This window comes from Bacillus sp. TH13, assembly GCF_016651175.1.
GTDB lineage: Bacteria > Bacillota > Bacilli > Bacillales > Bacillaceae_G > Bacillus_A > Bacillus_A thuringiensis_S.
Genome location: NZ_JAEKEJ010000025.1, coordinates 4,107,563 through 4,131,735, shown reverse-complemented (window position 1 = coordinate 4,131,735; position 24,173 = coordinate 4,107,563). Strand labels below are relative to the sequence as shown.

The following is a 24,173-nucleotide window of genomic DNA, read 5'->3' as shown; positions in this document are numbered from 1 at the left end:
CAACGACAAATTATGTCTATTCTGTGACGTCTCATCATTACAAAGAAAAAACGCAAGCATTACACTTACGTTTTTTCAAAAATACTGTGAACTCATCCTCATCAAGTGAGGTCTCTCACCAATTTAAATTTCACTTTATCCATTCACTTTTTCTGCCTGCCAAAAATATTCACCAAATGCTTTAGCAAGTGCATCAATTGATCGATTCAATTCTTCCTCTGTATTATCTACACCGCCAACTTCTATTAATATCGCTTGTCCTGATAGGTCCTGATTATAGATTCCATTTCCTGTCTGGAACCCTTTTTGAATGACCCCACGACTCACTCCTGGATATTTCTTATTAATTGCCTCATGTAAAGCTGTCGCTAATTGTAAGTTTTTTTCATAGTTTTTATTTCCTTTCCCTACTACAAATGCAAGCTTTGCATATGATTTATCTCCAATTGTTTTTGTCGTTACATTCTTTCGGGCACTATCACGATGCAAATCAAAAAAGTATTGAAGACCTTTATTTCCAGCCATAGCTTGCTGCACAATTTCTCGAGACATCTTATACGAACTATTACTGTTTAAACCTTTACTTATTAACTTTTGACCAACATCACTCTTATCGTTAGTAGCTCCAATCCCTTCCCCTTCTAGTTGTTCACGGAAACGGTCTCCTAATATAGAAATATTCGATACAGAACTCGTTGCTTTATTCGGATTCGGGTCATTCGTTAAGTTAAGTAAAGGTAAATAGGATTCCCAGCTATGTGTATGATAAATAAACGCAACTTGTCTTTTCCCGGTCGTTTGGGACGGCTGTTTTTTCTCTTTATTCGTATCTTGTTTAGGTGCTTGTCCAGTTCCACTGGTCCGTTCCTTCACTACTTCTTCAAGAGGGACACTCGACTCTATCGGTAAGTTAGAATAATTTGTACCCTCACCCGCAATAACAATTTCTGTATCGTACTTACCAAACCCAGGGAGCTCTTTCCCGACAAAACTGCGTACATCATTAAAGCGAATATTTGTAGCCATAGAAAAGAGAAAAGAAGAAATTGAAAAATCTTGATTCAAATTTCGATACTCCTGTGTAAAATAATGATTCTCTTTTCCAAGTACATACATGTAACCATTCATCGATAACTCATTTAACCAATTATATAAATACGTTGACTTCGTCTCTTTCATAGAGGTTACCATCATACTAATAAGAAAAAAAGTCGCTAGCACTGTAGTAATAACAAATAAAACTAACTTACGCATGCTTGTAAACTTCATAAAAAAAAAGCCCCGATTCATACTATCACCTCTCTATTTCAAGTTATGTACAAGCCCTAGAGAATAGACCGTTAAAATTTCGGCTATATTGTTAATGAGGTGAAATGAATTGAAACTATTAATAGGAATATTACCAATCGCTCTATCATTCATTTTTTATTTGTCCGCTAAGCATCCAAAAGTCTCTATTGTGCTACATATTTCTGCGTACTTGGCACTGTATGTACTCGGTACAATTATTTCCATTAATATATACGATGTTTTAATACAGGATTTAGTTTTTATGACGAGCATTCATGGAATTTTACTGAATCCATTTTTCCTTATTGCAGGAGCGTATATAGGAACATACACTTTGTACCTACTTTTGTCTCACATTATTATGAAAATAAAAAATGGAGCGTAACGAAATGCAACCACCGTTCATTTGTCATACATGTAGAAAAAGAATTACACGAAAGAAAGACCTTATTACCACTACACGGTACTTCCATTTTTATTTATTTCACAACAGTTGTTTTAAGAAGGAACAACTTTTCATCCCACGTTTTATCCCTATGAATACACTTTTTTGTTTCTTTCTTATTATATACGGCCTTATTGTTGGTAGCATTCTTATGCTTACGGAGCCATCTATCATTTGGCTTATTTTTTTGCTTCCTATTTTATATCGATTTCTTTCATATTATTATGTTGAACGTTTTTTCTCTACATAACGAGTTGACTGTCCTTTAGGAATGCTTAAACATAGCCACTCATTTTCTTTTAACATTTTACCGATGTAAATAATCTGTCCAATATGCAATGCATAATGAGAAATTTGCCTTTCAATTGCTTGCAGGACCGTATGAGCTTCACCACGAATGTATACCGTCTTCAATAGATGTTCCGGCAATATCGTATTCATCGTATTAAAAACGTATTCCCATCCTTCTTGCCACGCTGCAAGGGCTTCCTCCTTTGAAGAATAGCCTCCTTCAAATTCACCATCTCGGTCACGATCAACTTTTTCACCATCAGATGTTAAAAAATCCGTCCATCTAGAACGCATATTACCGTGCAGATGCTTTATAATAATCGCTATACTATTTGTTTCTTCATGAGAAGACCATTGTATTTGTTCGTATGATAATTGAGAAAGTGCCCGTTCCCCTTGCTTCTTTGTTGCTTTAAAGTTCGAAATCGCACATTGTAAATATTCTCGTCCGATATCCATATTAGCCCCTACCTTCACCCTAGCTAATTTTTGTTCCATTTGGTAATTCCATATTAGGCTGAAGCAACACAACATCATCAGCTTCAGGAACGCCGCCAAGCACAAGCACTTCTGATTTGAATCCAGCTACACGCTTCGGTGGAAAGTTTACAACCGCAACGATTTGTTGACCGACTAAATCTTCTGGACTATACCTTTTCGTAATTTGAGCACTTGATTGCTTTATCCCAATTTCTCCAAAATCAATTTCTAGTTTAATCGCTGGTACTCTCGCTTCTTTAAATTCCTCAGCATGTATTACAGTTCCAATTCTCAAATCCAAATTTAAAAAATCTTCAAAATTAGCCATTTTATCATTCCTCCCAATTATTACTTAGACAAAATACAAAAATCCCCTTCAAAAAAAGAAAGGTGCCTAAGCACCTTTCTTTTGGAATTCACTTGATTCATTTGATTTATAGAAGAAGAAACCGAGAATCCCGCCAATACATGATGGAATTAACCATCCGATTCCTTCGTTATATAACGGTAACATTTGTAGTACATTAGAAATCGCGTCAATTTTAATATTCGCACTTTCTAAACCGTTAAAGAAACTAATTAACAATGCACCTAAAATAGCTCCAATATAAATTGTATTACGCTTCCCAATCCACTTATGGAAATACGAAAGTACGATTAATACAATTGCAACTGGATAAATGATCATTAACACAGGTAATGTTACTGCGATTAATTGTGTTAAACCTAGGTTAGATACAATCAAACTAAATACACATACCATTGTTACAATCGTTTTATGCGAAAGTTTTGGGAATAAGTTTGTAAAGAAACCCGCACACGCAGATGTTAACCCAACAGAAGTTGTTAAACAAGCGAGTATAATAACAAGCCCTAATAAAATTTTACCACTCGTCCCATATAGCTCATTTACAACATTCGTTAAAATAAGACCACCGTTTTCTGAGACACCAAGTGATGTACTTGTTGAACCAAGATAAGCAAGTGATAAATAGATTAACGTTAAACCAAGTACAGCAATAATACCTGATACTACTGTTATTTTTGCAATTTGACTACTCTCTTTTATCCCTTTAGAGCGGATAACTTGTACAACGACAATTCCGAATACGAGGGCGCTAATTGCATCCATCGTTAAATATCCTTGAATAAATCCACCAAAGAAAGCATTTTCTTTGTAAGCAGCTAACGGCGCAGCCGGCTCTCCAATTGGATCAATAATTGCCTTTCCGACAATAACAGCGACAATTAATACCAATAGTGGCGTAAGAAACTTTCCGAACCAATCCACTAATTTAGATGGATTTAATGATAAATACCACGTTATTCCGAAGAAAACTATCGTGAAAAGAAATAGCATGTACCACTCTGAAACCATTGCCTCTGATAAAAACGGCTTCATACCCATTTCAAACGAAACAGCTCCAGTACGCGGAATCGCGAAAAATGGTCCAATTGCTAAATAACTAATCAATGGGAAAATAAACGCAAATATAGGGTGGACTCTAGAAGACAGCGCTTTCAAGTCCCCCTCTACAAACGCGACAGCTGTTACAGCTAGTAGGGGTAATCCGACTCCCGTTACAAGGAATCCTATTGTAGCAATCCAAACATTCTCTCCTGCTTGTTGACCTAAAACTGGCGGGAAAATTAAATTTCCTGCTCCTAAAAATAATGCAAATAGCATTAAACCAATTGCTACCGTATCACCTGGCCTTAAACGTCCCTTCATGCTCTTCATTTGCATAGCACTTTTCCATTGTTTATCTCTATATTTTACAATATGCTATGCATCCTCCTCTCTGCTCAAGATGATAAAATATGCCCCTTACAAAGCAGTGTCTTTCTCCATAATTTCTCCATTCCCCTTATTTTTACTCTAATCATTAATATAATTGTTATTTTTGAATTTTGATTTTTTTGAATTTTTAAATCATTAGAGTGTTATTACGTGGAGTGTAGTTGTCAGACCTCTTTGTTTTTATCACACATATAGTAACATATTTAGTTGCAAAATAAAAACATATTTTCAAATTGATTTTTTTGAAAATCAAAATTATCTACATTTTTTATTCTCTTACACAAATATTGTTATAATCTCACCTATTATCCTATCGTTATTTTCAAATAATTTTATACACGTAACATAACAAAAGCCATCCAAGATAATTAGATGGCTTTTGTATGTTACTCTATCGTTTCAACTTCACGTGGATTTTTCATCTCTTCCACATACACAACTCTAAATCCGTGATCTTCTAAATCTTTCAATAATGTCTCTAATTCACCGTCGTTAAACTCTTCTCCTAATGTAAACATAATTCTACGAACTAATAAGGCATCATTATCAAAAGTCATCAAACTTTGAATACCAGTGTATTTCTTTAAAACTGTCGATAACTTTTGGATTGCGCCATTATAGTCTTGCGTTCCAATCATGACAGAGTATTTACTAGAGTGAACGCCCCATGCATCCTCTAATAACTCAAAAACTTTTTTATGCGTTAAAATTCCAAGGAAAACCCCTTTTTCGTCAACTACTGATAAATATGGCAATTTTTTTATTGTAAAAAATACTTTAAAGAAAGATGAATCTTCTCTCACAAATCCTTCTTTATCGTTTAATAAATGTATTACACTCTCATCAAGCGATCCTTTATATTCTAAAATATCTACTTTATATATATTCCCTAAAAATTTCTCTTTTTTTCATCTAAAACTGGTACACAACGATACCCCGTTTTATTTAAATGCTCTAACGCCTCCCCTATCGTAATCGAACTTGAGCACAGTAAAACTTCCCTTTTTGGCACGTAATTCCCTTTAATCCTCATAAAAAGCCTCCTTATATTAAAATACTTTCTGTGCCATAACTATATTATATTTTCAGAAAAAAATAAATAATTTATTTTATTTTTCTGAAAATTATTCATTTTCTTGTCATAATTTATTCATGAATCCTTCACTTGCACTTTCTTCCGCATCCAAAACCCTCTCTCTGAATTCTGAATCACTTCAACGTATCATTGTACGGACCTAATTGTTTTTTAGAAAAGTAATAATTTGTCTCCTTACTTTTCATTAACATATTTCCTTTTATAATTAAAAAATAGGTAGCTATTAGAAAGTAGATCACCCCAAATAACCAATCCAAATTTGTAGCCAGATTGTGTAAAAGAATATATCTCATATATACATAACCAATTGGAACATGTAGTAATACAACCGCACCTAATCCCGGATTATATATGGTTTTAGCTTTTATATTCGCAAAAATACCATGCCATATGAATTGAAAAAATCCCATTAAAATAGGTGCCAACCCAAGCCATATTATATTTTGAAAGAAAACCGGGAGTAAATAAAAAACATACGCAATCAAAATATTTATTACCATAGCAGATTGCGTATTTAATGGATAGCGATCTGCTATATCACTTTTAAATATAACTACATTAAACAGACCAGCAAAATAACCTGGCCAACGATACTCTTCAAATTGATGCACTAAAATGGCCACAAAACTTAACCATAACAGTACTTTTATTTCACTCATTTCTCCCAAATTCGCGACTAAACAAACAACGACAACAACAGCGACAACTAACCCTATATCACACCAATGCTTTCTAAAGAAACTAGCCACCTCTATCACCCACTATCTCAATTTTTATAAAAATAGCGTTCAAATAGGAAATCAATCTGTTTTTCTACAGATGGTACTTTTATATCTGCCCCTGATTCGAGAATTGGCATCATTAATGTGGGAAGAAAAATGGATCCAAATATTTGTACTGTCATCATCATTAAAATTTCCTGATCCGTTTCATTTGTTATTTCGCTCAAAATATTCTTCACTTTACTAAAACCTAGCCTCTTCAAAAAATCCCCATATTCGTATTGAGATGTAAATACCGTAGTTCCCATTGCAATAATCTTCCTAACTAACTCCGGATATTGCCGAATTACTAGTACATAATCCAATAAAAATATTTTTAATCTTTCTTTTGCTGGCACTGTAATATTATCTAAAATAGAAAAAGTGCCTTGAAAGCTAATTAATAAGACTCTAATCGTCTCACTAATCAACTTTTCTTTTGAACCAAAATGGTAATTTACAAGCGCAATATTTACATCTGACAATGCTGCAATTTTTCTTATCGTTACCCTTTCAAAACCTTCTTTTTTAATTAATTCCAATGTTGTATTTAAAATCTTTTCTTTCGTTGATACGTTTTCATTTCCCTCCAATTTATATCCCCCCTCTAGAATTCATTAGTTAAACAAAGATTTAAACACCGTTTAATTATATGGTATCACTTTCAAATTAAAAAAATCTATTTAATCCTTTCGACACTTCCCTACATTTCTCTTCATTCCATACAAAAAGTGTGAAAACGCAAAACTGTTCACGCTTTTTGTATTTGTACTGTTACATACCCGTTTCTGCTTTATATTCCACACATAAAATAGATTTCTAAAAAGAATTTAAAACTATCCATGTACCGATACGTAAAGAAAAATATATTGTAACTTGCTCCAAAAACGGCTAAAATAAGAATAAGAATTTTCTGAATATTCCAAGAGTAGGTGGTTATATGTCCTTATTACGCTCACATATATACAAATTAATAATTGGTGTTATTGTTATTTTTGCCATAAGTCCAATTCCAGCTCTTTTTATTACACACAATTACTCTTATCAAAATGGCTTTATTAGCATTTTTCAAAACTTCGCACAGCTTTCTTCTTTATCAATTCCAAAGGTTGATTGGATGCATGAATCTATCTTTTTCTCAGCAAACCAAATGGTACATACTTCTAATCATTCAACACCATTATTCCCTTACATATGGGAAATATATTTTATATCGATTGTTCGTTTTACTTTTACCCTTGCGATCGGATTTTTCATAAGTTTGGGTATCGGCCATTTATTTTTCAAATTACCTAACTCCTTTAAAAAGTTTACTACCCTATTGAATTGGATTCCTTACTCTTTTTGCACTGTAGTATTACAATGTTCAGTCTTATTACTACTTCTATACGTCGCACAATTTATAAGCCTTCCTTACTACTCATCTTTTATCATCATATGTAGTACTTCCATGATTATCGTTATGCAAGCAGTAAAAAAATGGCTTCCTTTCTTAAAAAACACAAATGAATATGAAATAAAACATGATTCTTTTCTTGTAGATACATTGTTTTTAGCGCTTACTTCGAATCATAAATCAATTTTAGGTTCCATTATTCTTTCATTCGTTTTTATGGAATGCGTTTTTCATGCAAATGGACTGTTGCAATTTATCGTTCAATTTGGCGGAAATTCACCCATAATTGTTACAATCGGCTTATTACTACTCTATATCCCATATAGCATACTTTCTTTTCTTCAAACACTATGGACCACAAACTACTCCAAGCAACAGTCATACACTTTAACAAGAAGTGTTCCAAAACCTTAATTTGAAATTACCCTCTATAATCTAAAAGTAGGGGGTTATTCCTTTTGTATAGCGGACAAAATAACAGCAAATTCAAAAACTATTACAGAAACATACCAATATTTACCCTTTTCCTTTGACTATTCTTTTCATTTGGATTTATTATAAAAGTATAACATAATTGCAGGAGGTGACATCTTTATTCCAAACCTTGGAATAGAGAACACACTTGGACATATTAAATATTTTTCTCATCTTTGTACTTATTCTTATTTCTGGCTTTTTCGTCGCATCAGAATTCGCTGTTGTAAAAGTACGTAAAAGTCGAATTGACCAACTTGCAAATGAAGGTAATAAACAAGCTTTAGCTGCAAGAAGTGTCCTATCTAATTTAGATGTTTATTTATCAGCTTGTCAACTCGGAATTACGATCACTTCTTTAGGGCTTGGTTGGCTTGGTGAACCGACTGTGGAGCATATACTACGACCGCTCTTTGAAAAAATTAATATTACTGGAACAATGGCTAACACTTTATCTTTTGTTATTGCTTTTAGTGTTATTACATTTTTCCACGTTGTATTAGGTGAGTTAGTTCCAAAGTCTTTCGCAATTCAAAAAGCAGAAGCAATCACACTCAAATTTGCAAGACCGCTTATTTTATTTGATAAAATTATGTATCCATTCATTTGGCTACTAAATAGTGCAGCTATATTTTTCACAAAACTACTCGGATTAGAACCTGCGAAAGAAAATGAACTTGCTCATTCTGAAGAGGAATTGCGACTCATTTTAGGTGAAAGTTTTAAAAGCGGTGAAATAAACCAAACCGAATATAAATATGTAAATAACATTTTTGAATTTGATGATCGAGTTGCGAAAGAAATTATGGTTCCTCGTACCGAAATGATTTGCTTATCTACTGAAAATACGTTAGAAGAAAATATGGATATCGTCGCTACTGAAAAATATACACGCTATCCAATCATTGAAAAAGATAAAGATGATATCATTGGGATGATCAATACGAAAGAAGTATTCCATGATCAAACGAAAGGTATTTATAAACCACTTGAATCTTATATACATCCTGTTCTAACTGTATTTGAAACAGTTCCAATTCGTAAAACGTTAGTCCACCTTCAAAAAAATCGCGTTCAGATGGCAATCGTTATGGATGAATATGGTGGCACTGCCGGACTTTTAACGATGGAAGATATTCTTGAAGAAATCATTGGAGAAATTCAAGATGAATTCGATGCGGATGAACCACCTATGATTGAAAAGCGTACACCTAAGCTTACTGTTGTAGATGGAAAGGTACTTATTTCTGAAGTAAATGATATGTTTGGCCTACATATTGATGATAGTGATTTAGATACAATCGGAGGGTGGATTCTCTCTCAAGCAGTTGATTTAAATATTGAAGCTGGCTATTCCATTGAATACGCTGGTTTTCAATTTAAAGTATTAGAACTTGATGGACATCAAGTCAAAAAAGTTGCTGTACATAAACTAGATATTAAAAAGGAGCTATAAAGTGACTGTTTTACTAACAATTTGTATCATTGCCTGTTTCATTGTTTCATTTCTCGCCTTTATTTATCCAATTATCCCTGGCATACTAGCTGTCTGGGCTGGATATTTGATTTACCATTTCGGTATAAATGGAGGAGAATTAACAACTTCTTTTTGGATTATTCAAGTCATTTTCACTCTTTTCATTTTCGTTGCTGATTTTATTGCAAATGGATATTTCTTAAAAAAATACGGTAGTTCTAAATGGGGCGAACGTGTCGGAATGATTTCTATCATTGTTGGATCGTTTTTCTTCCCACCATTCGGACTTATTATCATACCGTTCTTATCAGTATTTATAACAGAACTAGTGCATAAAAAAGCGCCAAAAGATGCCTTTCTAGTTGGAGTCGCTACTGTAGTTGGTTTTTTAAGCAGTACAGTAGCGAAAGCAATTCTCCAAATCATTATGATTATCATCTTCGTATGTTATATCATCTTTTAACCATCCCGAATTCGGGATGGTTTTTTAATATGCAATACCTACTCGCCTATTTTCATATATGTTTTTCTTACATAGATCCCATGCAAAGTGTGCCGTATCACCCACTGTAATTTTTGATCCACCTTCTGGCAATATATCTTTTTCAGTTCGATATACCTCTGTCGCCTCACCATCTATTAAATGTGTCGGACAAACAACTGTCCAACATAAATTATTACTATTACTTAGTACCTTATATGCAGCCAAATGATCTTCTGCTGCTGTTGTCGTTTTCCTTTTGGATTCCGTTGATTGGAAACGATATAAATTTGGATTTGCTCTTGCTTGTAAAATACCGGCTGTTCCTATTGTAATAATTTTATGAACCCCTGCTTCTTCCATTTGCTTTATAATTTGTGGCATACTCTTCGCTAATGTTCCATTTTGATCCGTTCCAAGTGCACTAATTACTATATTGCTTCCTTCTATCGCTTTCTTTATATCATTTTCATTCAATACATTACCTTCTATCACTCGTAACCTTTCATGATGTATTTCTATTCTATTTAAATCACGTGCTAATGCAGTCACTTCAGCTGAATCCTTTAATGCTAAATTTATTATGTTTGAACCTACTCGCCCTGTTGCTCCCAATATACATACTTTCATTTGTTTTCCCCCCTCTTTCATTCTCTTTCTATTTTTCAATAATCTCTGTTAATTTACAATCAAAAAGCTTCCTCACATATGAGAGGAAGCTTTATTATTACTTTATTTCTTTTCTTTAGAATCAGTAGACTTCTCGGTTCCACTTGTTTCTTTATCCTTTTTGTCCTCTTGTTGTGTTGTTGTGTCGTCTTCTTTCTTCTTGTCCTCACCTTTACTGCAACCTACCATTAATAAAGAACTTGCAAGTGTCATAGCAGTTAATGATTTAACCCATTTGTTCATTTGCGTTTCCTCCTTGTGATAGAATATGTACAACCTCATATTACTCTCTATTTTTAAAGGAGAGATTGAAAAACAGTAAATATACGGTAAATTTTTGTAAATTTTCTGATAACAAAACCTAATTTTAATTTATATATTTCATTTCCAATTGATACACAATAAAACTAGTTTTTTTCTCTCAATGGACGTAAAAAAACTAAGGCGCACACCATTCCGCCTTAGTTTCTCATGCAAACTTTTCATTTTCATATAGATCTGTAATCTTATATTCTTTCTTCATAACATATTGCCACACACTATAAGCATAACGGTTCATTTTCAGGAAACAATTTTCCAAAAATGAGCGAAACTCCGGATTAGCAACTTCCACTGCAACTTGAGCAAACTTTAAAGCTAATCGTTTCAAGTGCGCAATATAACAGGTTGCAATATGAATGTCCCCTGTATATTTACTAACTGTTTCCTTTTCCATTTCATGCAAATCAAACTCCGTTGTTTCACAGGTTATATGCTGCACATTCTCTCCTTCTTGAAAATTTACTTGTTCATTATATGCTTGTAACATATATGGTAAATGGTGCTGTAATAGATTTTTTAATTCTTCGTCTCTAACCTTTCCAGCATACTCTCCAACCTCATATATTAGCATATAACTATATCTCATTAATTCTTTCATACAGTCCATTAAAGCGCCTCCCTTCTCTTTTGTCCATATGCTCTATAAATATGATGCTAAAACATTCGCTATTCTTGCTAAAAACCAATCCCATCTACTAATTTTCTCAAAATCTTCTTCAGAAAATCGTTTTGATTTATGAAAGTCTACCTGTAATCGACTCCATACTTCATCAACAACTGTTTTATCATATATGATACAGTTAGACTCGCAATTTAAATAAAAACTTCTATTATCAAAATTCGCTGTCCCAATATCAACAATTTCTCCATCAATGATTGTTACTTTCCCATGAAAAAATCCATTTCGATATTGATAAATCTCCGCTCCAGCATGTAACATATCTTTCAAATATGGATAGGCAGCTTGTTTTAACATTATGGCATCACTTTTAAATGGCACGAGAATTTTTACGTTAACACCACGATTCAATGCAGCTTTTAACTCTTTCACCATTTCTTTACTTGGTACAAAATATGGTGTAGCGATAATTAAAGACTTTTTAGCCTTCTTTAAAAGTGCCCCATACTTTTTCCATAAGCCTTTTCCATTTGAAAATAAATATTGATATTTCACATTCCCTAATGTAGGTATACTTTCATGTATAGGCATTTTTTCTCCTGTATCTTCTTTCCAATCTTCGGCGAACTTTCTTTCCATATCCGATGCACCATCACCATGGATGCGCACGTGATAATCACGCCATGGCCCAAACTTCGGATCTTGTCCAAGGTACTCCTTTCCGATATTAAAGCCACCAACGTATGATACCTTTCCATCTATCGTAACAATACGTCTATGATTCCGTTGATGCAAAGAATAGAACACATTTTTCAGTTTCAGTTTTTTACTAAATGTAAACTTCACACCGTTTTCCTTTAATCGGCTAATTACCTTTTTCTTCAGCTTATATCCGCCTATCCGATCGACTGACAATTTCACTTCTACTCCGCTAGATGCTTTGTTCTCTAATAACTGTAAAAATTCTTGGCTTATTTCATCTTTTCCTACAATATAAAAATGGATATATATATACTTTTCTGCATCGTTTATATCCTCAAATAATTTTCTATATAACTCTTCACCGTTCGTATATAGTTGAAATTCACCTAATCGATCTTGTCCTAATTCATATTCACTAGCCATTTCCTTCCCCATTTCCACATCGATGTTCATCCAAATGAATACACCTATTAAACAAAGAAATATAGCGAAAAAGTGCCTCATGGATAAATTCCTTTCTCCACTTACTGTTATTTCTATATCTTCCCTTTTTTATTACATTATCATTCAAGAAAATATGTCATTACATGATATATGTCCATATCAAACAATAGCTCATTTGCATATTGTATGTTGTATCTTAAAATAAAAGGAGGAAATAACAATGGGCTTCGCACATGGTAATGGATTTGCGCTATTAGTCGTATTATTTATCCTCTTAATCATCGTCGGTGCTGCTTGCTTCTGCTAAGTAGCTACTGTCATATGATATGTGGATGAAAAAACTATAAAAGCGGACACCTATTTTTAGGTGTCCGCTTTTCATTTTAAAACCATTTCCGCCTGCTATAGTAACTTAAATGGCTAAATATTCATCTCAAAAGGTTAACAATGTGGCTACTTTCTTACTCTCCGCCTTACGTATATGACGCTGTTCTGCACGTAAGACAGCAATACGATGTAATTCTTTCTCTTCTTCTGTTTCAGGAATAACACGCGGTACAGGAATTGGATTATTTTCCTTACTAAGTGCAACAAAAGTAACGAATGACGTTGCTGCTATACGCTTCTCACCTGAAATTAAATCTTCAGCCACTACCTTCACAAATACTTCCATCGAAGTTCTTCCCGTCCAAATTACGAAAGATTCATAACTAACACAATCTGAAGAACGAACAGGATGTAAGAAATCGACCCAATCCATAGATGCTGTGACACATTCCTTTCTTGAATGTCTGGATGCTGAAATAGAAGCAACCATATCCATCTCCGCTAATATCTTTCCACCAAATAGCGTGTTATGATCATTTAAATCCGTTGGGAATACTCGGCTCGTTTTGAACACTCTTGACTCATTAGCAGTTTTTCCTTTTACTTCTGTCATTGTTATCACCCCTTTAATGATTTATCCCTAATATTTCAATACTCACTATACGAAATGAACTACACGTTTAATATTAACAACATTCAGAACTTTTAGTCCACAAAAAAGAACCGATTTTATCAATCGGCTCCTCTAAATACATATTGTTCTTTCGGCTGTTCAACTTTATTCCATTTTGTTACTTCTAATACAGGAATATTCGCATGAAACGGCTGATAAAACTCAGTAGTTATCTCTCCTTCTACTTGAATCCAGTCATCATTATTCCACTCTACACCTTCTGGTTTTTTCACTAACATACCATACACACCAGAATCTGCTACGCAATGTATAATACCGAAACGGAATAAGAAGTATTGTTCTTTTTTAGAAGAATCATCTCTAAAAACAAACCCTTTAAAAGATAATTTTTTCCCAGTAAACTCGCCAGGATAATTATAAATTGTTTCCATACCCTTTAGGAAGTCTTCGTCTTTCAAATTAATATTGTCTTTCGTAACAAACTCTTTCTTCCCTTTTTCCATTACACCGCGGTATCCTTCTTTCCCGTAATAAATGCTCGTATCAGGTCTTAGAAATTGTCTTGTCATAAATGGATCCTTACTTTCTGCTTGTGCAACAGGAAAATGAAATCCTTTTGCCTTAACAATATCTGAATCTAACGTTGCAATCGGGAAAAATAATCCTGAGATAATTGGAAAACAAAACAAGGAGTACGAAAATGCTTTTTTCCACCATGTATTCTCATCTTTTGAATGATCATGCCCGCAATGGCTATGGTCACAACTGCAATCATTTTTTTCTTTTTCCTTTTGGTGCTCTTTTTGGAAAACGACGATAATTTGTACAATCGTTAAGAAACCTAAAATAATTGCTGCTGTTGTTGATAAATAAGCATACTTCATATTGATATACTTCGTAATGTTACCAGAAATATGAAGCTGCGCAATTAATATTGTAAAACCTAATAATATATACGCTCGAAACATAACCTACCACCCCATCGCATAAATGAGTAGTGAGCTTGCATAAACAACGAGTGTAACTGTAACTGTAACGACAATTACAAATTTCGTTTTAAATGTCGCAAGCATCATAAACATATTTTTAATATCCACCATCGGTCCATAAACAAGGAACGCGACAAGTGATGCTGTTGAAAATGTACTTTGGAATGATGAAGCAATAAACGCATCCGCTTCTGAACAAAGTGATAATATATAAGCAAGTCCCATCATAACAGCTGGTGAAGAGAACGGCCCTTGTCCTATAGCAAGAAGTGTTGAAGTTTGTACGAACGTTTGAACTGCAGCTGCAATTAACGCACCTAATACTAAATATTTTCCCATCGAGAAAAATTCTTCAACAGCATGCGTACATACATCCCACATTTTTTTACGTAATGGACGCTTATGATTCACTTCTGGGAAGTGATCATCTCTTAATTGATGTTCTTTAAACATAAATGATAATATAATTCCAACGATAATTGCTACAATAATCGCTACAATAGAACGATACCATACCATGTGCATACTACTTCCAAAGGCAACGTATGTTGCAAATAAAACAACTGGATTAATAATTGGCCCAGTTAACATAAATGCAATCCCCGCATATGGCGGAACCCCTTTTCCGATTAATCGTCTTACAATCGGAACGATTCCACATTCACAACCTGGAAACAACATCCCTAAAAAAGTAGCTACTAAAACAGACAGAAATCGGTTTTTCGGCATCCATTTTGCTACCATATCTTCTGTCACGAACATTTGAATAAATCCTGAAATAAATACACCAATGAGCACGAAAGGAAGTGCTTCGATCAATATGGAGATAAAAATTGTATTCATTTGCAGGAATGCTTTCGGTAATTGAAACAATTCCATGATGTATTTCCTCCAACTTTTCATTAACAATATGTAATTTTAACCCCATTTCATTAATTGGACAAGGTTTATATGGAATACATACCCTTTATATACATTACATTGTACAAGTTATATTCTATTCAAAATTTGAGATTTCATAGCAAAAAAGCTGCTCTAGCGTAGTTATATAACTATGCTAGAGCAGCTTTTTATCGTTAAAAGTAACGTTTCTTCCAAAAAACAAAAGCTAACGTGAAAGATAGTGTTACACATATGATGAGTACAATTACAAAACCGTGGGCTTCCCCTTCAAACGGAACCTTTACGTTCATTCCAAAGAAACTAGAAACCATCGTCGGTAAAGATAAAATGATCGTAATTGACGTTAACAGTTTCATAACACTATTTAAATTATTTGATATAACGGAGCTAAAAGTATTCATCATTCCACTTAAAATGTGACTATATATTTCCGCCATTTCAATAGCCTGTTTATTTTCAATTAATACATCTTCTAATAAATCTTGATCGTCTTCATACATTTTTAAAAATGTACTATTACGCATTAACTTTTGAATTACAATTTTATTAGCCTTTAATGACGTTGTAAAGTATACTAAACTTTTCTCAAGGCCTAATAATGTGAAAATCTCTTTATTTTTCATTGACTGATTTAATTGATGCTCTAAATCAATTGTTTTTCGATTTATTTGCTTTAAGTATCTTAAATAATAAGTAGAAATCGTATATAAGAGCTGAAGTGCAAAGCGCGTCTTCTTAAACGTATAAAATTCTTTAATACGTTGATTAATAAAACGTTCAAAAATTGGATTCTCTTCTAAGCAGATTGTAACAAAACAATCTGGCATCACAATCATACCTATTGGAATCGTGTCATAAATCGAATTTCCTTCTTCGTCATGTCTAACTGTCGGAATATCCACGATAATTAAAGTATTATTGTCTTCCTTTTCAATACGAGAGCGTTCTTCATCATCCAAAGGGTCTTTAATGAAATCTAAGTCTACATTTAAAGTTTGTACTAGATATTGAATTTCTTCTTCTGTTGGATGAAGTACATTAATCCAGCACCCCTTTTGCATTTCCTCAATCTCTTGTAGTTTTCCGTTTCGGTCTGTTAAATATATATTTAACATACTATCACCCCGATTCTTTTTACATGTAGGAATCTACCTCTCTTAAATCACAGTTTTTAAACCGCCATTCTCAGCATATGAAACATACGTTTAAATTTCAATAGAAAAATTATTTTGAAAACGTTTTTATAAGAAAAATATTATAAACATAGAAAAAGACAGAGTGCTCTCTGCCTTAAAAGCTTATGTTGCCTTTATAACATATTTAGAAAGCATCCACAAGTTAAACCCGACTGAAATCGTATAGCCCGCGTATGTTGAAATGATAAAACTTACATAATCGAAATACGGAAGCAATACAATATTTAAAACTATCTTCACAATAATTCCAATCACTAGTCCTAGCACCGTCTTCTGCTGTTGATTGATTCCTTGTAGCATAGCAGCCGTTACTGTAAAAAGAGAAAATAATATGCAAGCAGGAGCATAATACTGTAAAATGATTCTCCCCATCTCTGGATCATTTCCAGCACCGAATAAAAGAGTATATACAGGCTTGGCTAACACCATCATTCCAATTGCCGCCGGTACCGTAATCGCTACTACTAATACATTTGTTCTCGTAAAATGTTTGTACAATAGCTTCGTATTTCCTGCTGTGTAAGCTTTCGTCATCTCTGGTACGAGAGACATACTAAAAGCTGTCGCAACGGATACCGGGATGAGCACAACCATTTGAACAAGACCAATTATCGCATTAATTTTTTCCGCTTCTCCTTGCATATACCCTATTTGTATAAGTAGTTTATTAATTGTAAATGTATCAATCGTCTGATACAACGGAATTGCTAAGCCCACCACAACAAAAGGAATAGAATATGTAAAGAGCTCCTTATACAATGAGAAAAAGGATTTTGTTGTTTGTGGTATACTTGCCATCTCTTTTTTCTTTAAATGCCTTCTCCTTCTTATGTAATATGCACTTAAAACAGTTAATCCACCTACAGCTCCCATAAATGCACCGAACGTTGAAATACCAACCGCTAATGAAACAGACGCTTTTAAAACATATAAAACGACAAAGCTTCCTATCAAAATGGTTAAGACGCGAAAAAATTGCTCCACAACTACGCTTAATGCAGAAGGTCCCATTGACTGAAATCCTTGAAAAAAACCCCTTAACAAGCTCATTACTGGTACAAGTATTAACGCAAAACTTACAATTTGAATATTATTTGTAACCGCTGCTACACTATTCCCCGTTTGATCATTCCCATCGATTACAAGTTTAGCTAAATGTGGAGCTAGCATATATAAAGCAATACACGAAATTACTCCCATTATAAACATAAACACAATTCCACTTTTCAATACTCTCTTAACCGTATGATAGTCATTCAGTTGATCATATTTTGATACCATCTTTGAAACAGCTAGCGGTAATCCCATTGTTGCTATGCTGAGCATGATGGTATAAGGACGATATGCATATGTGTATAGAACGTAACCACTCGTACCGACCATCGCTGTAAATGGTATAACATATATAAACCCTAACATTTTTGATATCATCGTTGCCATCGTTAAAAATATTGTTCCACGTATAAACGGTGACCCTTTCATCACATTCCTCCGCTACGCTTTATTATTATACATTATGGACAACTCTTTTTTTTTAGAACCGAAACAAGTCAACTACCCCCACTGAGATGAAGCGTTTCAGTGGGGGCTTGAGTTAGAACGCTAGGTCTTTTCGTCTATCGATAGACAGTTTGACGCTCTAGCATTCATGCCACCTTACGGTAACACCCCAAGTAAGTTTTTGATTAGTACTGGTAACGAACGATTATTTCCCACTTGCACCACCCTTTCGAAAAAGAGCAACTCTTCCTTGCAGAAGAAGCCACCACTCAGATGAATCCGGCGTGTGCTACAAGCCCCGACAAGTCGAGTACACATGGATGGTTGACACACCCACTAAGCTATGCGCGAAGCAACAGCCTTACGTTTTTGCACTTCTAATAGAATCGGTGTTTTCACTTTGAGATTGTCATCCCATTCTACAACTTTTGATTTTTGCAATGTATTCAATGCACCATTAATATCAGCGTGGATACATATTCCTGCTTTACTTTGGTACAGACCACGAGTGATTCGTTTTCCACTAAAGCGATAATACGTACTATCATCCTTAGACCAAACTGGAACCGGATCTTTATCAAGAAAACTAGCTTTTGAAGTATAGCTTTCTTCTTGTTTTAAAAATCGTATACCTTCTTTTACACATTTATTCTCAATTGCTGCCATCAGTTTATGAAATGGAATTTGAACAAACTTTTGATTATTCTTTTTTCCCATATCAGATTTTTGTTTCCAACCCGTGTTATACCCTACGACAATCGTATCTATATCGAATGCTTTCACTTTTTTGAACAACAAGCCTACCGTTTGTGAAATGTAACCATTGATTTGTCGTTCTCGTTTATGCCAAAGTGCAGCCATTTTATTCGTTACAACACGTTTTGAAAGTCCGTTTTCCACATTTTTCTGTTGGAGATTACGTATCATTTTGTTGAAGTACTGGTTAATGGATTTTAATTTTTTCCCATCAATTAAAAATGCATCACCTGTATTTGTTACGCAACTTAATAACCGATCTACACCTAAATCGCAACTCAAAGCGTTACTCGTAGTCGTGGATGGTTTCTTCATTTGAGAAACATGCATTTCATATGTGTAATGCACCTCAAAGAACCGACCTTTTGGCTTCGGTACAATCTCAATGTAGGAGATTTTTTTATTTCTTAAGTTTTTAGGCATACATATTTTAATGGAACCGAATTTTTTTCTGAATGCAACATTCATTGGGATTTTCCAATACCCGTTATCATCCACTTTTGGAACTTGATAGATTTCAATGATTCGTTTGTCAATTGAACGAGAATAATTTGGAAATTTAGGACGCCCTGTGAACTTCTCAGGATTTCCCCCCCACTGTTCCATTGCTTTAAAAAAGCTTTTTACCTCTGTAAATAAGGCTCTACGAATCGCTTGAACAGAGTTTGATTGCATGCCCCAGTAGTAGTTCCTATCGGTTTGCATGGCAGTATCCACTTCTTTTACAGTAGCCATTTTATTATGGTTCAAATAACTTTGTTTAATCGTGTACAATCCAACATTTCGTAATGCTTTTGAACTATGTGACATGCGTTGTAGTAAGCGAAATTCTTTTGCAGTAAGGCAAGCTCGTCCGATATTTTGTTTCTGCGTGAATCGTTGCATGGTTTCTCTTTTCTTTTGTTTCCGTAATACTTTCACTGCTTTCTTTCTAGCCATTGTTTTCACCACCTTTCTTAGAGAGTTCATTAAACTTATTAATTACTTTTGGTGCAAGTAACCAAATGATGATTATTATCCAATTTCGTTATCTTAAGAGATATTCCCTCCTTATCTAAGGGCAGATTGTATCGTAAGACAAAAAGAAACATAAGAGTTCAGACTACCTTCTGACGGCAATTCATCTCCCCCTGAATTGTTGGGTTTCACCCGTAACACAAATCAGATGGAGCCTTCTTGCCGAAACAAATAAAAAAAGCCAATGAAAAATCATTGACTTTAACGCGCTGCTTTTTTCTTTTTGAAATACTTTAAACCAAAGTATAGAGCAATAAAAAGAACAGCTCCTATAATTATGTAATGTGTGTAATCAGATGCATACTCTTTAATTTGTCGCCAATTCCCACCAAGTTTTTCACCTAAGTATATAAATAGAATTGACCATGGAATGATCGCTACAACCGTATAAAGTGTAAATAGTTTTAATGGCATCTTAGCTAGTCCTGCTGGAATAGAGATCGCATGACGTACTACTGGGATAAAGCGCGCAGAAAATATTACGCCTGCTCCATAACGCTTAAACCAACCTTCCGCTATGTCTAAATGATGTTTATTAATAAGTAGATATTTCCCGTATTTCTCTACAACCGGACGCCCTCCGTAGTATCCAAGCCAGTATAAAAAGATTTGTGCTAAAGTACCACCAATCGTTCCGGCGATAACTGCACCAACAAAACTAATTTTACCATTCGCTACTAAAAAGCCAGCATAGGAAAGTACAATTTCACTTGGGATTACTTCAATCATTAAAGCAAGAGCTACTCCAAAGTAACCTAAGCTTGCAAAAAATTGCAATAACTGATCTATTATGTTTGCTAACATGTTCTTTTTTATCTCCTTTTTTCTTCACATACCATCCCATTATTACATAAAGGCTGCAATCTGCCAATATCTTCATTTTAACAATATGTACAATTCAAACAGGATTAATCTATTAATTTCTCTTTCTGCGGGTCTTTCATGTAGGCAAACATCTCTTTAATTTGTTCTTCTGTATTTCTAGCAATTGATAAATTAGGCAATTCATTTTCACCAAAAAACTCCACCTCTTCTGTTTCAATGCTAGTTTTCTTTTCTCCACCAATAATCTCGCATCCAATGAAAATCTTATATACATGCGTCGCCGATGGAGATGGTTGATGTTTTTCTTTATCAAATATAGCTAGTAACTTAAAATGATCTACCTCATAACCTGTCTCTTCGACAACCTCTTTTGCTGCAACTTCGGTTGGCGTATAACCGACATCAGCCCATCCACCTGGCAATGCCCATTTCCCATCGCTTTTTTCTTTCACAAATAATAACTTTTCATTTTGAAAAACAACCGCTCTTATATCAACTTTAGGTGTTTGATAGCCTGTCTCACTTGCAAATAATTCCTCTACGACTTCCCAATCTGTTTTCGTGTAATGTGACATCATTGAAATAGAAATATCCCGTAATTGCTGGAAACGCTCAATATCATACACATCCTTAGAATACGTTAAACCTGCTTGAGCTATAGATTGTATTTGTTTTACCCAATCAATCCATTTAATCCTCATATATCCGCATCCCCATTCTCTATCAAATATATTACTTCATTTTTATTGATACATCTTTATTATACAAAAAAAGAGATTGATAACGTTTCAATCTCTTTCAAAATTAATCCAATTCATGTAAGTGGTCTTGTATATACTTTCTTCTTTTATTTATATATTCATAAATCATATCAGCCTCTTGATCAAATGTTTCTAGTTTTTCTTTCATATATGGATCTTGTAGTAAATATGGACGAATCAATTCACACAACCCTTCTACTTTTGGCCTCATAAACGAAATTGTAAATTGGTCTTCTAATATTTCTTCTAAAATACTTCGATACTGCTTTCTAAATACAGGTATGTCTAACAATCTTGCACTTAACGTGTTATACCCTTGAATGCGAATATATTCATGATTAAGCGGTCTCCCTTGTACATCTCGCCCCCAAGTCGCATCATAATCCCACGGTATAACTTCAAATAAATTTGTTTCATCGTTATGATATAGTGCATAGTTATGAACAAAACCATCAAAGTTTTGCGTAAAAATAACTCCTGCTAACCATCGTAAATATTTATCTACATGTAGAAACTTCCCAATCTCTTTTTCATAGACTTCCCTCGTCAAAGTATTCGCTTGAAATACAAATTCACTCAGTTGTTCTTCACTATTTTTATTCGAATATTTAAATTCATAACCCGCAAAGAGCTCTGTCTTAACATCTTTATCTCGTTCACTCATTAATGAAAAATTCGCATCATCATCTATCGCATAATAAATAGAACCACTCGGTAATCCTCTATTTTTCAAAAAGTTTTCGTCAACTGATTCTAACTGTAAATACACACCTTGAATTTGACCATTAATTTTTATGAATACATGTTGTGATTTTGGCGAAAGTACACCAATATCATGAAAGAAGTCTAGTGATAATTTATTTCGTATGAGAGACGGATCCATAAACTCAGAATTCAAATGAAACTCTTTCGCACCTTGAAATCTTTTTGGTTTATAAAACATAACATGATAAGATTTTTTCTCAAACTCACGAATATGAGCTCCTCGGTATACGATATCAATGTCATATTTCTTTTTTCCATAAGTTAATTTTGCTGGCACTGGACTATCTGACCAAATGTCTTTTTTCAATTCCACTAAGTACATTGGATGAACAAAAAAATCATATGAAGGCAGCATGTTTTCTCATCCCTTCTCAGTTCTCTTCCTTCAATGTATGCGCCTTGTCTTGTCCATACATCCGCTATCATCTATTTATAGAAAATTACACTCTTGTCTTGTTCAGAAAGACTTCATCTCTCATATCATGTTAAGGAAAAAGAATACCTTTTCAACTTAATACATGATAAGGAGGATTTCTATGAAACGTGATATTAGAAAAGCTGTTGAAGAAATCAAAAGTGCTGGGATGGAGGATTTCTTACACCAAGATCCAAGTACTTTTGAATGCGATGATGATAAATTCTCTCATCATAAATGTACTACAGAATGTAAATGTACTACAGGGCGTAAATGTCCAAGAACAAGATGTACTCGCGTGAAACATTGTACTTTCGTTACAAAATGTACGCATGTAAAAAAATGGACATTTGTTACAAAATGTACTCGTGTACGTGTTCAAAAATGGACGTTCGTTACGAAAGTGACGCGTAGAAAAGAATGCGTTTTAGTTACAAAACGCACTCGCAGAAAACATTGTACTTTCGTCACAAAATGCATACGCTTTGAAAAGAAATTTTTCTGGACAAAACGAAGTTTCTGTAAAAAATGCGAATTCTTCCCTAACAGACACGGTCACTCTTGCGATGATTCATGGGATCATGGTAAAGACTGTCACGATAGCGGACATAAATTCCCATCTTGCAAAAATAAGAAATTCGATCACTTCTGGTATAAAAAACGTAACTGCTAGTTTTTATACCACCCAAAAAAGGCCGTTTTGCGGCCTTTTTTACATTTATTGAAAGTGACTTATATCTGCAAATTGTTTCACTTTACCATTACCCTCTTCAAATTCTATTATGCTCAAACTGGCACTATGCATAAATGGATCATCCCACACATTTTCTATTTCAATTCCCGCAAAATGCCCTACAAGTAATTTTGCTGCTGCCGCATGAGAAACAATCAATATGTTTTCTCCTCTATGTTTTTCTAAAAGAAGCTGCATCCCCTCCATTACTCTTTTATGAACAGCCTCAAAATTTTCTCCTGATGTTGACTGAAAAAGATGTGGCTCATTCCAAAATAGATGTACTTCTTCTGGAAATAGCTTTTCTATATCCGCGATTGTTTGTCCTTCCCATATGCCCATGTTGATTTCATAGAAATGCTCATCCGCTATAATGGGTATATCGCGTTCTCCTTTTATTAACTCTGCCGTATGAAGTGTTCTTTCGCTCGGACTACTATAGATCGCATGAATTGGTAAATATTTCATTCGATTCCCTAATTGTTTCGCCTGAACTATACCATTTTCAGTTAAAGCAGAATTTTTCCGTCCTTGCATTCGCTTCGCTACATTCCACTCTGTTTCACCATGCCTTGTTACATATATAGTTGTTTTCATTTCTTACT

The 24,173-nt window shown here is 34.2% G+C and carries 27 protein-coding genes and 1 pseudogene; 7 read left to right on the top strand and 21 right to left on the bottom strand.

Annotated elements, in window-relative coordinates; genetic code table 11:
• Positions 1–135: 135 nt before the first annotated feature.
• On the bottom strand, positions 136–1,290 hold the full coding sequence (gene spoIIP / locus JFU02_RS29735) for a stage II sporulation protein P (protein WP_201072027.1): 1,155 nt from the start codon (positions 1,288–1,290) through the stop codon (positions 136–138).
• Positions 1,291–1,378: 88 nt separating this feature from the next.
• Here spoIIP and JFU02_RS29730 point away from each other — a divergent pair, with 88 nt between their 5' ends.
• Entirely contained in the window at positions 1,379–1,675 is a 297-nt protein-coding gene (locus JFU02_RS29730) for a hypothetical protein (protein WP_000770731.1), read from the top strand.
• 4 nt (positions 1,676–1,679) lie between these two features.
• On the top strand, positions 1,680–1,985 hold the full coding sequence (locus JFU02_RS29725) for a permease (protein WP_116365573.1): 306 nt from the start codon (positions 1,680–1,682) through the stop codon (positions 1,983–1,985).
• Here JFU02_RS29725 and JFU02_RS29720 read toward each other — a convergent pair.
• The 6 genes and pseudogenes from JFU02_RS29720 to JFU02_RS29695 all read right to left on the bottom strand — a co-directional run bounded on the left by JFU02_RS29720 (position 1,958) and on the right by JFU02_RS29695 (position 6,757).
• On the bottom strand, positions 1,958–2,524 hold the full coding sequence (locus JFU02_RS29720) for a DUF1572 domain-containing protein (protein WP_000435832.1): 567 nt from the start codon (positions 2,522–2,524) through the stop codon (positions 1,958–1,960). The genes JFU02_RS29725 and JFU02_RS29720 overlap by 28 nt on opposite strands.
• On the bottom strand, positions 2,505–2,834 hold the full coding sequence (gene csaA, locus JFU02_RS29715) for a chaperone CsaA (protein WP_001263020.1): 330 nt from the start codon (positions 2,832–2,834) through the stop codon (positions 2,505–2,507). Before csaA ends, JFU02_RS29720 begins: the two co-directional genes overlap by 20 nt.
• Before the next feature lie 66 nt (positions 2,835–2,900).
• On the bottom strand, positions 2,901–4,238 hold the full coding sequence (gene brnQ4, locus JFU02_RS29710; RefSeq protein ID WP_412472302.1) for a branched-chain amino acid transport system II carrier protein BrnQ4: 1,338 nt from the start codon (positions 4,236–4,238) through the stop codon (positions 2,901–2,903).
• 455 nt (positions 4,239–4,693) lie between these two features.
• Positions 4,694–5,340 (bottom strand): annotated as a pseudogene (cbpA, locus tag JFU02_RS29705) (cyclic di-AMP binding protein CbpA).
• Positions 5,341–5,516: 176 nt separating this feature from the next.
• Entirely contained in the window at positions 5,517–6,161 is a 645-nt protein-coding gene (locus tag JFU02_RS29700; RefSeq protein ID WP_061667480.1) for an HXXEE domain-containing protein, read from the bottom strand.
• Between the two features lie 8 nt (positions 6,162–6,169).
• Positions 6,170–6,757 carry a TetR/AcrR family transcriptional regulator gene (locus tag JFU02_RS29695; protein WP_000398853.1) on the bottom strand — a complete coding sequence of 196 codons (588 nt, stop codon included), beginning with the start codon at positions 6,755–6,757 and terminating at the stop codon, positions 6,170–6,172.
• A gap of 347 nt (positions 6,758–7,104) precedes the next feature.
• On the opposite strand from JFU02_RS29695, the gene JFU02_RS29690 reads away from it, so the two are divergent.
• The 3 genes from JFU02_RS29690 (at position 7,105) to JFU02_RS29680 (ending at position 9,974) form a co-directional block, all read left to right on the top strand.
• On the top strand, positions 7,105–7,974 hold the full coding sequence (locus JFU02_RS29690) for a hypothetical protein (protein ID WP_061667479.1): 870 nt from the start codon (positions 7,105–7,107) through the stop codon (positions 7,972–7,974).
• Positions 7,975–8,182: 208 nt separating this feature from the next.
• Positions 8,183–9,490 carry a hemolysin family protein gene (locus tag JFU02_RS29685; protein WP_000353734.1) on the top strand — a complete coding sequence of 436 codons (1,308 nt, stop codon included), beginning with the start codon at positions 8,183–8,185 and terminating at the stop codon, positions 9,488–9,490.
• Between the two features lies 1 nt (position 9,491).
• The gene (locus JFU02_RS29680) at positions 9,492–9,974 is read left to right on the top strand and encodes a DUF456 domain-containing protein (protein ID WP_000217335.1); all 483 of its coding nucleotides are present in this window, start codon (positions 9,492–9,494) and stop codon (positions 9,972–9,974) included.
• 24 nt (positions 9,975–9,998) lie between these two features.
• Here the strand turns inward: JFU02_RS29680 and JFU02_RS29675 are convergent, their stop codons facing one another.
• From JFU02_RS29675 to cls, 4 genes are all read right to left on the bottom strand, one after another.
• Positions 9,999–10,622, bottom strand: coding sequence for an NAD(P)-dependent oxidoreductase (locus JFU02_RS29675; protein ID WP_000861640.1), 624 nt, complete (start codon positions 10,620–10,622; stop codon positions 9,999–10,001).
• 102 nt (positions 10,623–10,724) lie between these two features.
• Positions 10,725–10,904, bottom strand: coding sequence for a hypothetical protein (locus JFU02_RS29670; RefSeq protein ID WP_001045970.1), 180 nt, complete (start codon positions 10,902–10,904; stop codon positions 10,725–10,727).
• Positions 10,905–11,130: 226 nt separating this feature from the next.
• Entirely contained in the window at positions 11,131–11,589 is a 459-nt protein-coding gene (locus JFU02_RS29665; protein WP_000340539.1) for a spore coat protein, read from the bottom strand.
• Positions 11,590–11,622: 33 nt separating this feature from the next.
• A complete protein-coding gene (gene cls / locus JFU02_RS29660; protein ID WP_141528109.1) occupies positions 11,623–12,807 on the bottom strand; it encodes a cardiolipin synthase in 1,185 nt (394 codons plus the stop codon).
• A gap of 160 nt (positions 12,808–12,967) precedes the next feature.
• On the opposite strand from cls, the gene JFU02_RS29655 reads away from it, so the two are divergent.
• Positions 12,968–13,054, top strand: coding sequence for a YjcZ family sporulation protein (locus JFU02_RS29655; RefSeq protein WP_000505094.1), 87 nt, complete (start codon positions 12,968–12,970; stop codon positions 13,052–13,054).
• A 126-nt stretch (positions 13,055–13,180) separates the two neighbouring features.
• Here JFU02_RS29655 and JFU02_RS29650 read toward each other — a convergent pair whose 3' ends face one another.
• The 9 genes from JFU02_RS29650 to cotH form a co-directional block, all read right to left on the bottom strand.
• Positions 13,181–13,687 carry an acyl-CoA thioesterase gene (locus JFU02_RS29650; protein ID WP_000141163.1) on the bottom strand — a complete coding sequence of 169 codons (507 nt, stop codon included), beginning with the start codon at positions 13,685–13,687 and terminating at the stop codon, positions 13,181–13,183.
• A gap of 119 nt (positions 13,688–13,806) precedes the next feature.
• Positions 13,807–14,676, bottom strand: coding sequence for a TIGR03943 family putative permease subunit (locus tag JFU02_RS29645; protein ID WP_000488059.1), 870 nt, complete (start codon positions 14,674–14,676; stop codon positions 13,807–13,809).
• Between the two features lie 3 nt (positions 14,677–14,679).
• Positions 14,680–15,576, bottom strand: coding sequence for a permease (locus JFU02_RS29640; RefSeq protein WP_061667476.1), 897 nt, complete (start codon positions 15,574–15,576; stop codon positions 14,680–14,682).
• A 197-nt stretch (positions 15,577–15,773) separates the two neighbouring features.
• Complete coding sequence (locus JFU02_RS29635; protein WP_000932389.1) at positions 15,774–16,715, bottom strand: magnesium transporter CorA family protein; 942 nt, start codon at positions 16,713–16,715, stop codon at positions 15,774–15,776.
• A gap of 183 nt (positions 16,716–16,898) precedes the next feature.
• Positions 16,899–18,278: a putative polysaccharide biosynthesis protein gene (locus tag JFU02_RS29630; RefSeq protein WP_000678848.1), complete on the bottom strand. Its 1,380-nt coding sequence runs from the start codon at positions 18,276–18,278 to the stop codon at positions 16,899–16,901.
• 354 nt (positions 18,279–18,632) lie between these two features.
• Positions 18,633–19,991 carry an RNA-guided endonuclease TnpB family protein gene (locus tag JFU02_RS29625; RefSeq protein WP_201072026.1) on the bottom strand — a complete coding sequence of 453 codons (1,359 nt, stop codon included), beginning with the start codon at positions 19,989–19,991 and terminating at the stop codon, positions 18,633–18,635.
• A 279-nt stretch (positions 19,992–20,270) separates the two neighbouring features.
• Entirely contained in the window at positions 20,271–20,873 is a 603-nt protein-coding gene (gene uptA / locus JFU02_RS29620) for an undecaprenyl phosphate transporter UptA (protein ID WP_000880691.1), read from the bottom strand.
• 104 nt (positions 20,874–20,977) lie between these two features.
• A complete protein-coding gene (locus JFU02_RS29615; protein WP_001220924.1) occupies positions 20,978–21,595 on the bottom strand; it encodes an NUDIX hydrolase N-terminal domain-containing protein in 618 nt (205 codons plus the stop codon).
• 103 nt (positions 21,596–21,698) lie between these two features.
• A complete protein-coding gene (gene cotH, locus JFU02_RS29610; protein ID WP_000938006.1) occupies positions 21,699–22,775 on the bottom strand; it encodes a spore coat protein CotH in 1,077 nt (358 codons plus the stop codon).
• Between the two features lie 181 nt (positions 22,776–22,956).
• Between cotH and exsB the strand changes: the two genes are divergently transcribed.
• Positions 22,957–23,508 (top strand): exosporium protein ExsB, encoded by a 552-nt coding sequence (exsB, locus tag JFU02_RS29605; protein WP_000817490.1) that lies wholly within the window; start codon positions 22,957–22,959, stop codon positions 23,506–23,508.
• Between the two features lie 45 nt (positions 23,509–23,553).
• Here the strand turns inward: exsB and JFU02_RS29600 are convergent, their stop codons facing one another.
• The gene (locus JFU02_RS29600; protein WP_000858836.1) at positions 23,554–24,165 is read right to left on the bottom strand and encodes a phosphoserine phosphatase 1; all 612 of its coding nucleotides are present in this window, start codon (positions 24,163–24,165) and stop codon (positions 23,554–23,556) included.
• Positions 24,166–24,173 lie beyond the last annotated feature (8 nt).

Bases quoted from the DNA above. Each gene is read 5' to 3' on its own strand.
- JFU02_RS29655 (WP_000505094.1), top strand. From the start codon at position 12,968: ATGGGCTTCGCACATGGTAATGGATTTGCGCTATTAGTCGTATTATTT.
- csaA (WP_001263020.1), bottom strand. From the start codon at position 2,834: ATGGCTAATTTTGAAGATTTTTTAAATTTGGATTTGAGAATTGGAACT.
- brnQ4 (WP_412472302.1), bottom strand. From the start codon at position 4,238: ATGAAGGGACGTTTAAGGCCAGGTGATACGGTAGCAATTGGTTTAATG.
- cotH (WP_000938006.1), bottom strand. From the start codon at position 22,775: ATGCTGCCTTCATATGATTTTTTTGTTCATCCAATGTACTTAGTGGAA.
- JFU02_RS29640 (WP_061667476.1), bottom strand. From the start codon at position 15,576: ATGGAATTGTTTCAATTACCGAAAGCATTCCTGCAAATGAATACAATT.
- JFU02_RS29675 (WP_000861640.1), bottom strand. From the start codon at position 10,622: ATGAAAGTATGTATATTGGGAGCAACAGGGCGAGTAGGTTCAAACATA.
- JFU02_RS29630 (WP_000678848.1), bottom strand. From the start codon at position 18,278: ATGAAAGGGTCACCGTTTATACGTGGAACAATATTTTTAACGATGGCA.
- JFU02_RS29720 (WP_000435832.1), bottom strand. From the start codon at position 2,524: ATGGAACAAAAATTAGCTAGGGTGAAGGTAGGGGCTAATATGGATATC.
- cls (WP_141528109.1), bottom strand. From the start codon at position 12,807: ATGAGGCACTTTTTCGCTATATTTCTTTGTTTAATAGGTGTATTCATT.
- exsB (WP_000817490.1), top strand. From the start codon at position 22,957: ATGAAACGTGATATTAGAAAAGCTGTTGAAGAAATCAAAAGTGCTGGG.
- uptA (WP_000880691.1), bottom strand. From the start codon at position 20,873: ATGTTAGCAAACATAATAGATCAGTTATTGCAATTTTTTGCAAGCTTA.
- JFU02_RS29650 (WP_000141163.1), bottom strand. From the start codon at position 13,687: ATGACAGAAGTAAAAGGAAAAACTGCTAATGAGTCAAGAGTGTTCAAA.
- JFU02_RS29625 (WP_201072026.1), bottom strand. From the start codon at position 19,991: ATGGCTAGAAAGAAAGCAGTGAAAGTATTACGGAAACAAAAGAAAAGA.
- JFU02_RS29670 (WP_001045970.1), bottom strand. From the start codon at position 10,904: ATGAACAAATGGGTTAAATCATTAACTGCTATGACACTTGCAAGTTCT.
- JFU02_RS29690 (WP_061667479.1), top strand. From the start codon at position 7,105: ATGTCCTTATTACGCTCACATATATACAAATTAATAATTGGTGTTATT.
- JFU02_RS29615 (WP_001220924.1), bottom strand. From the start codon at position 21,595: ATGAGGATTAAATGGATTGATTGGGTAAAACAAATACAATCTATAGCT.
- spoIIP (WP_201072027.1), bottom strand. From the start codon at position 1,290: ATGAATCGGGGCTTTTTTTTTATGAAGTTTACAAGCATGCGTAAGTTA.
- JFU02_RS29665 (WP_000340539.1), bottom strand. From the start codon at position 11,589: ATGGACTGTATGAAAGAATTAATGAGATATAGTTATATGCTAATATAT.
- JFU02_RS29645 (WP_000488059.1), bottom strand. From the start codon at position 14,676: ATGTTTCGAGCGTATATATTATTAGGTTTTACAATATTAATTGCGCAG.
- JFU02_RS29600 (WP_000858836.1), bottom strand. From the start codon at position 24,165: ATGAAAACAACTATATATGTAACAAGGCATGGTGAAACAGAGTGGAAT.
- JFU02_RS29635 (WP_000932389.1), bottom strand. From the start codon at position 16,715: ATGTTAAATATATATTTAACAGACCGAAACGGAAAACTACAAGAGATT.
- JFU02_RS29725 (WP_116365573.1), top strand. From the start codon at position 1,680: ATGCAACCACCGTTCATTTGTCATACATGTAGAAAAAGAATTACACGA.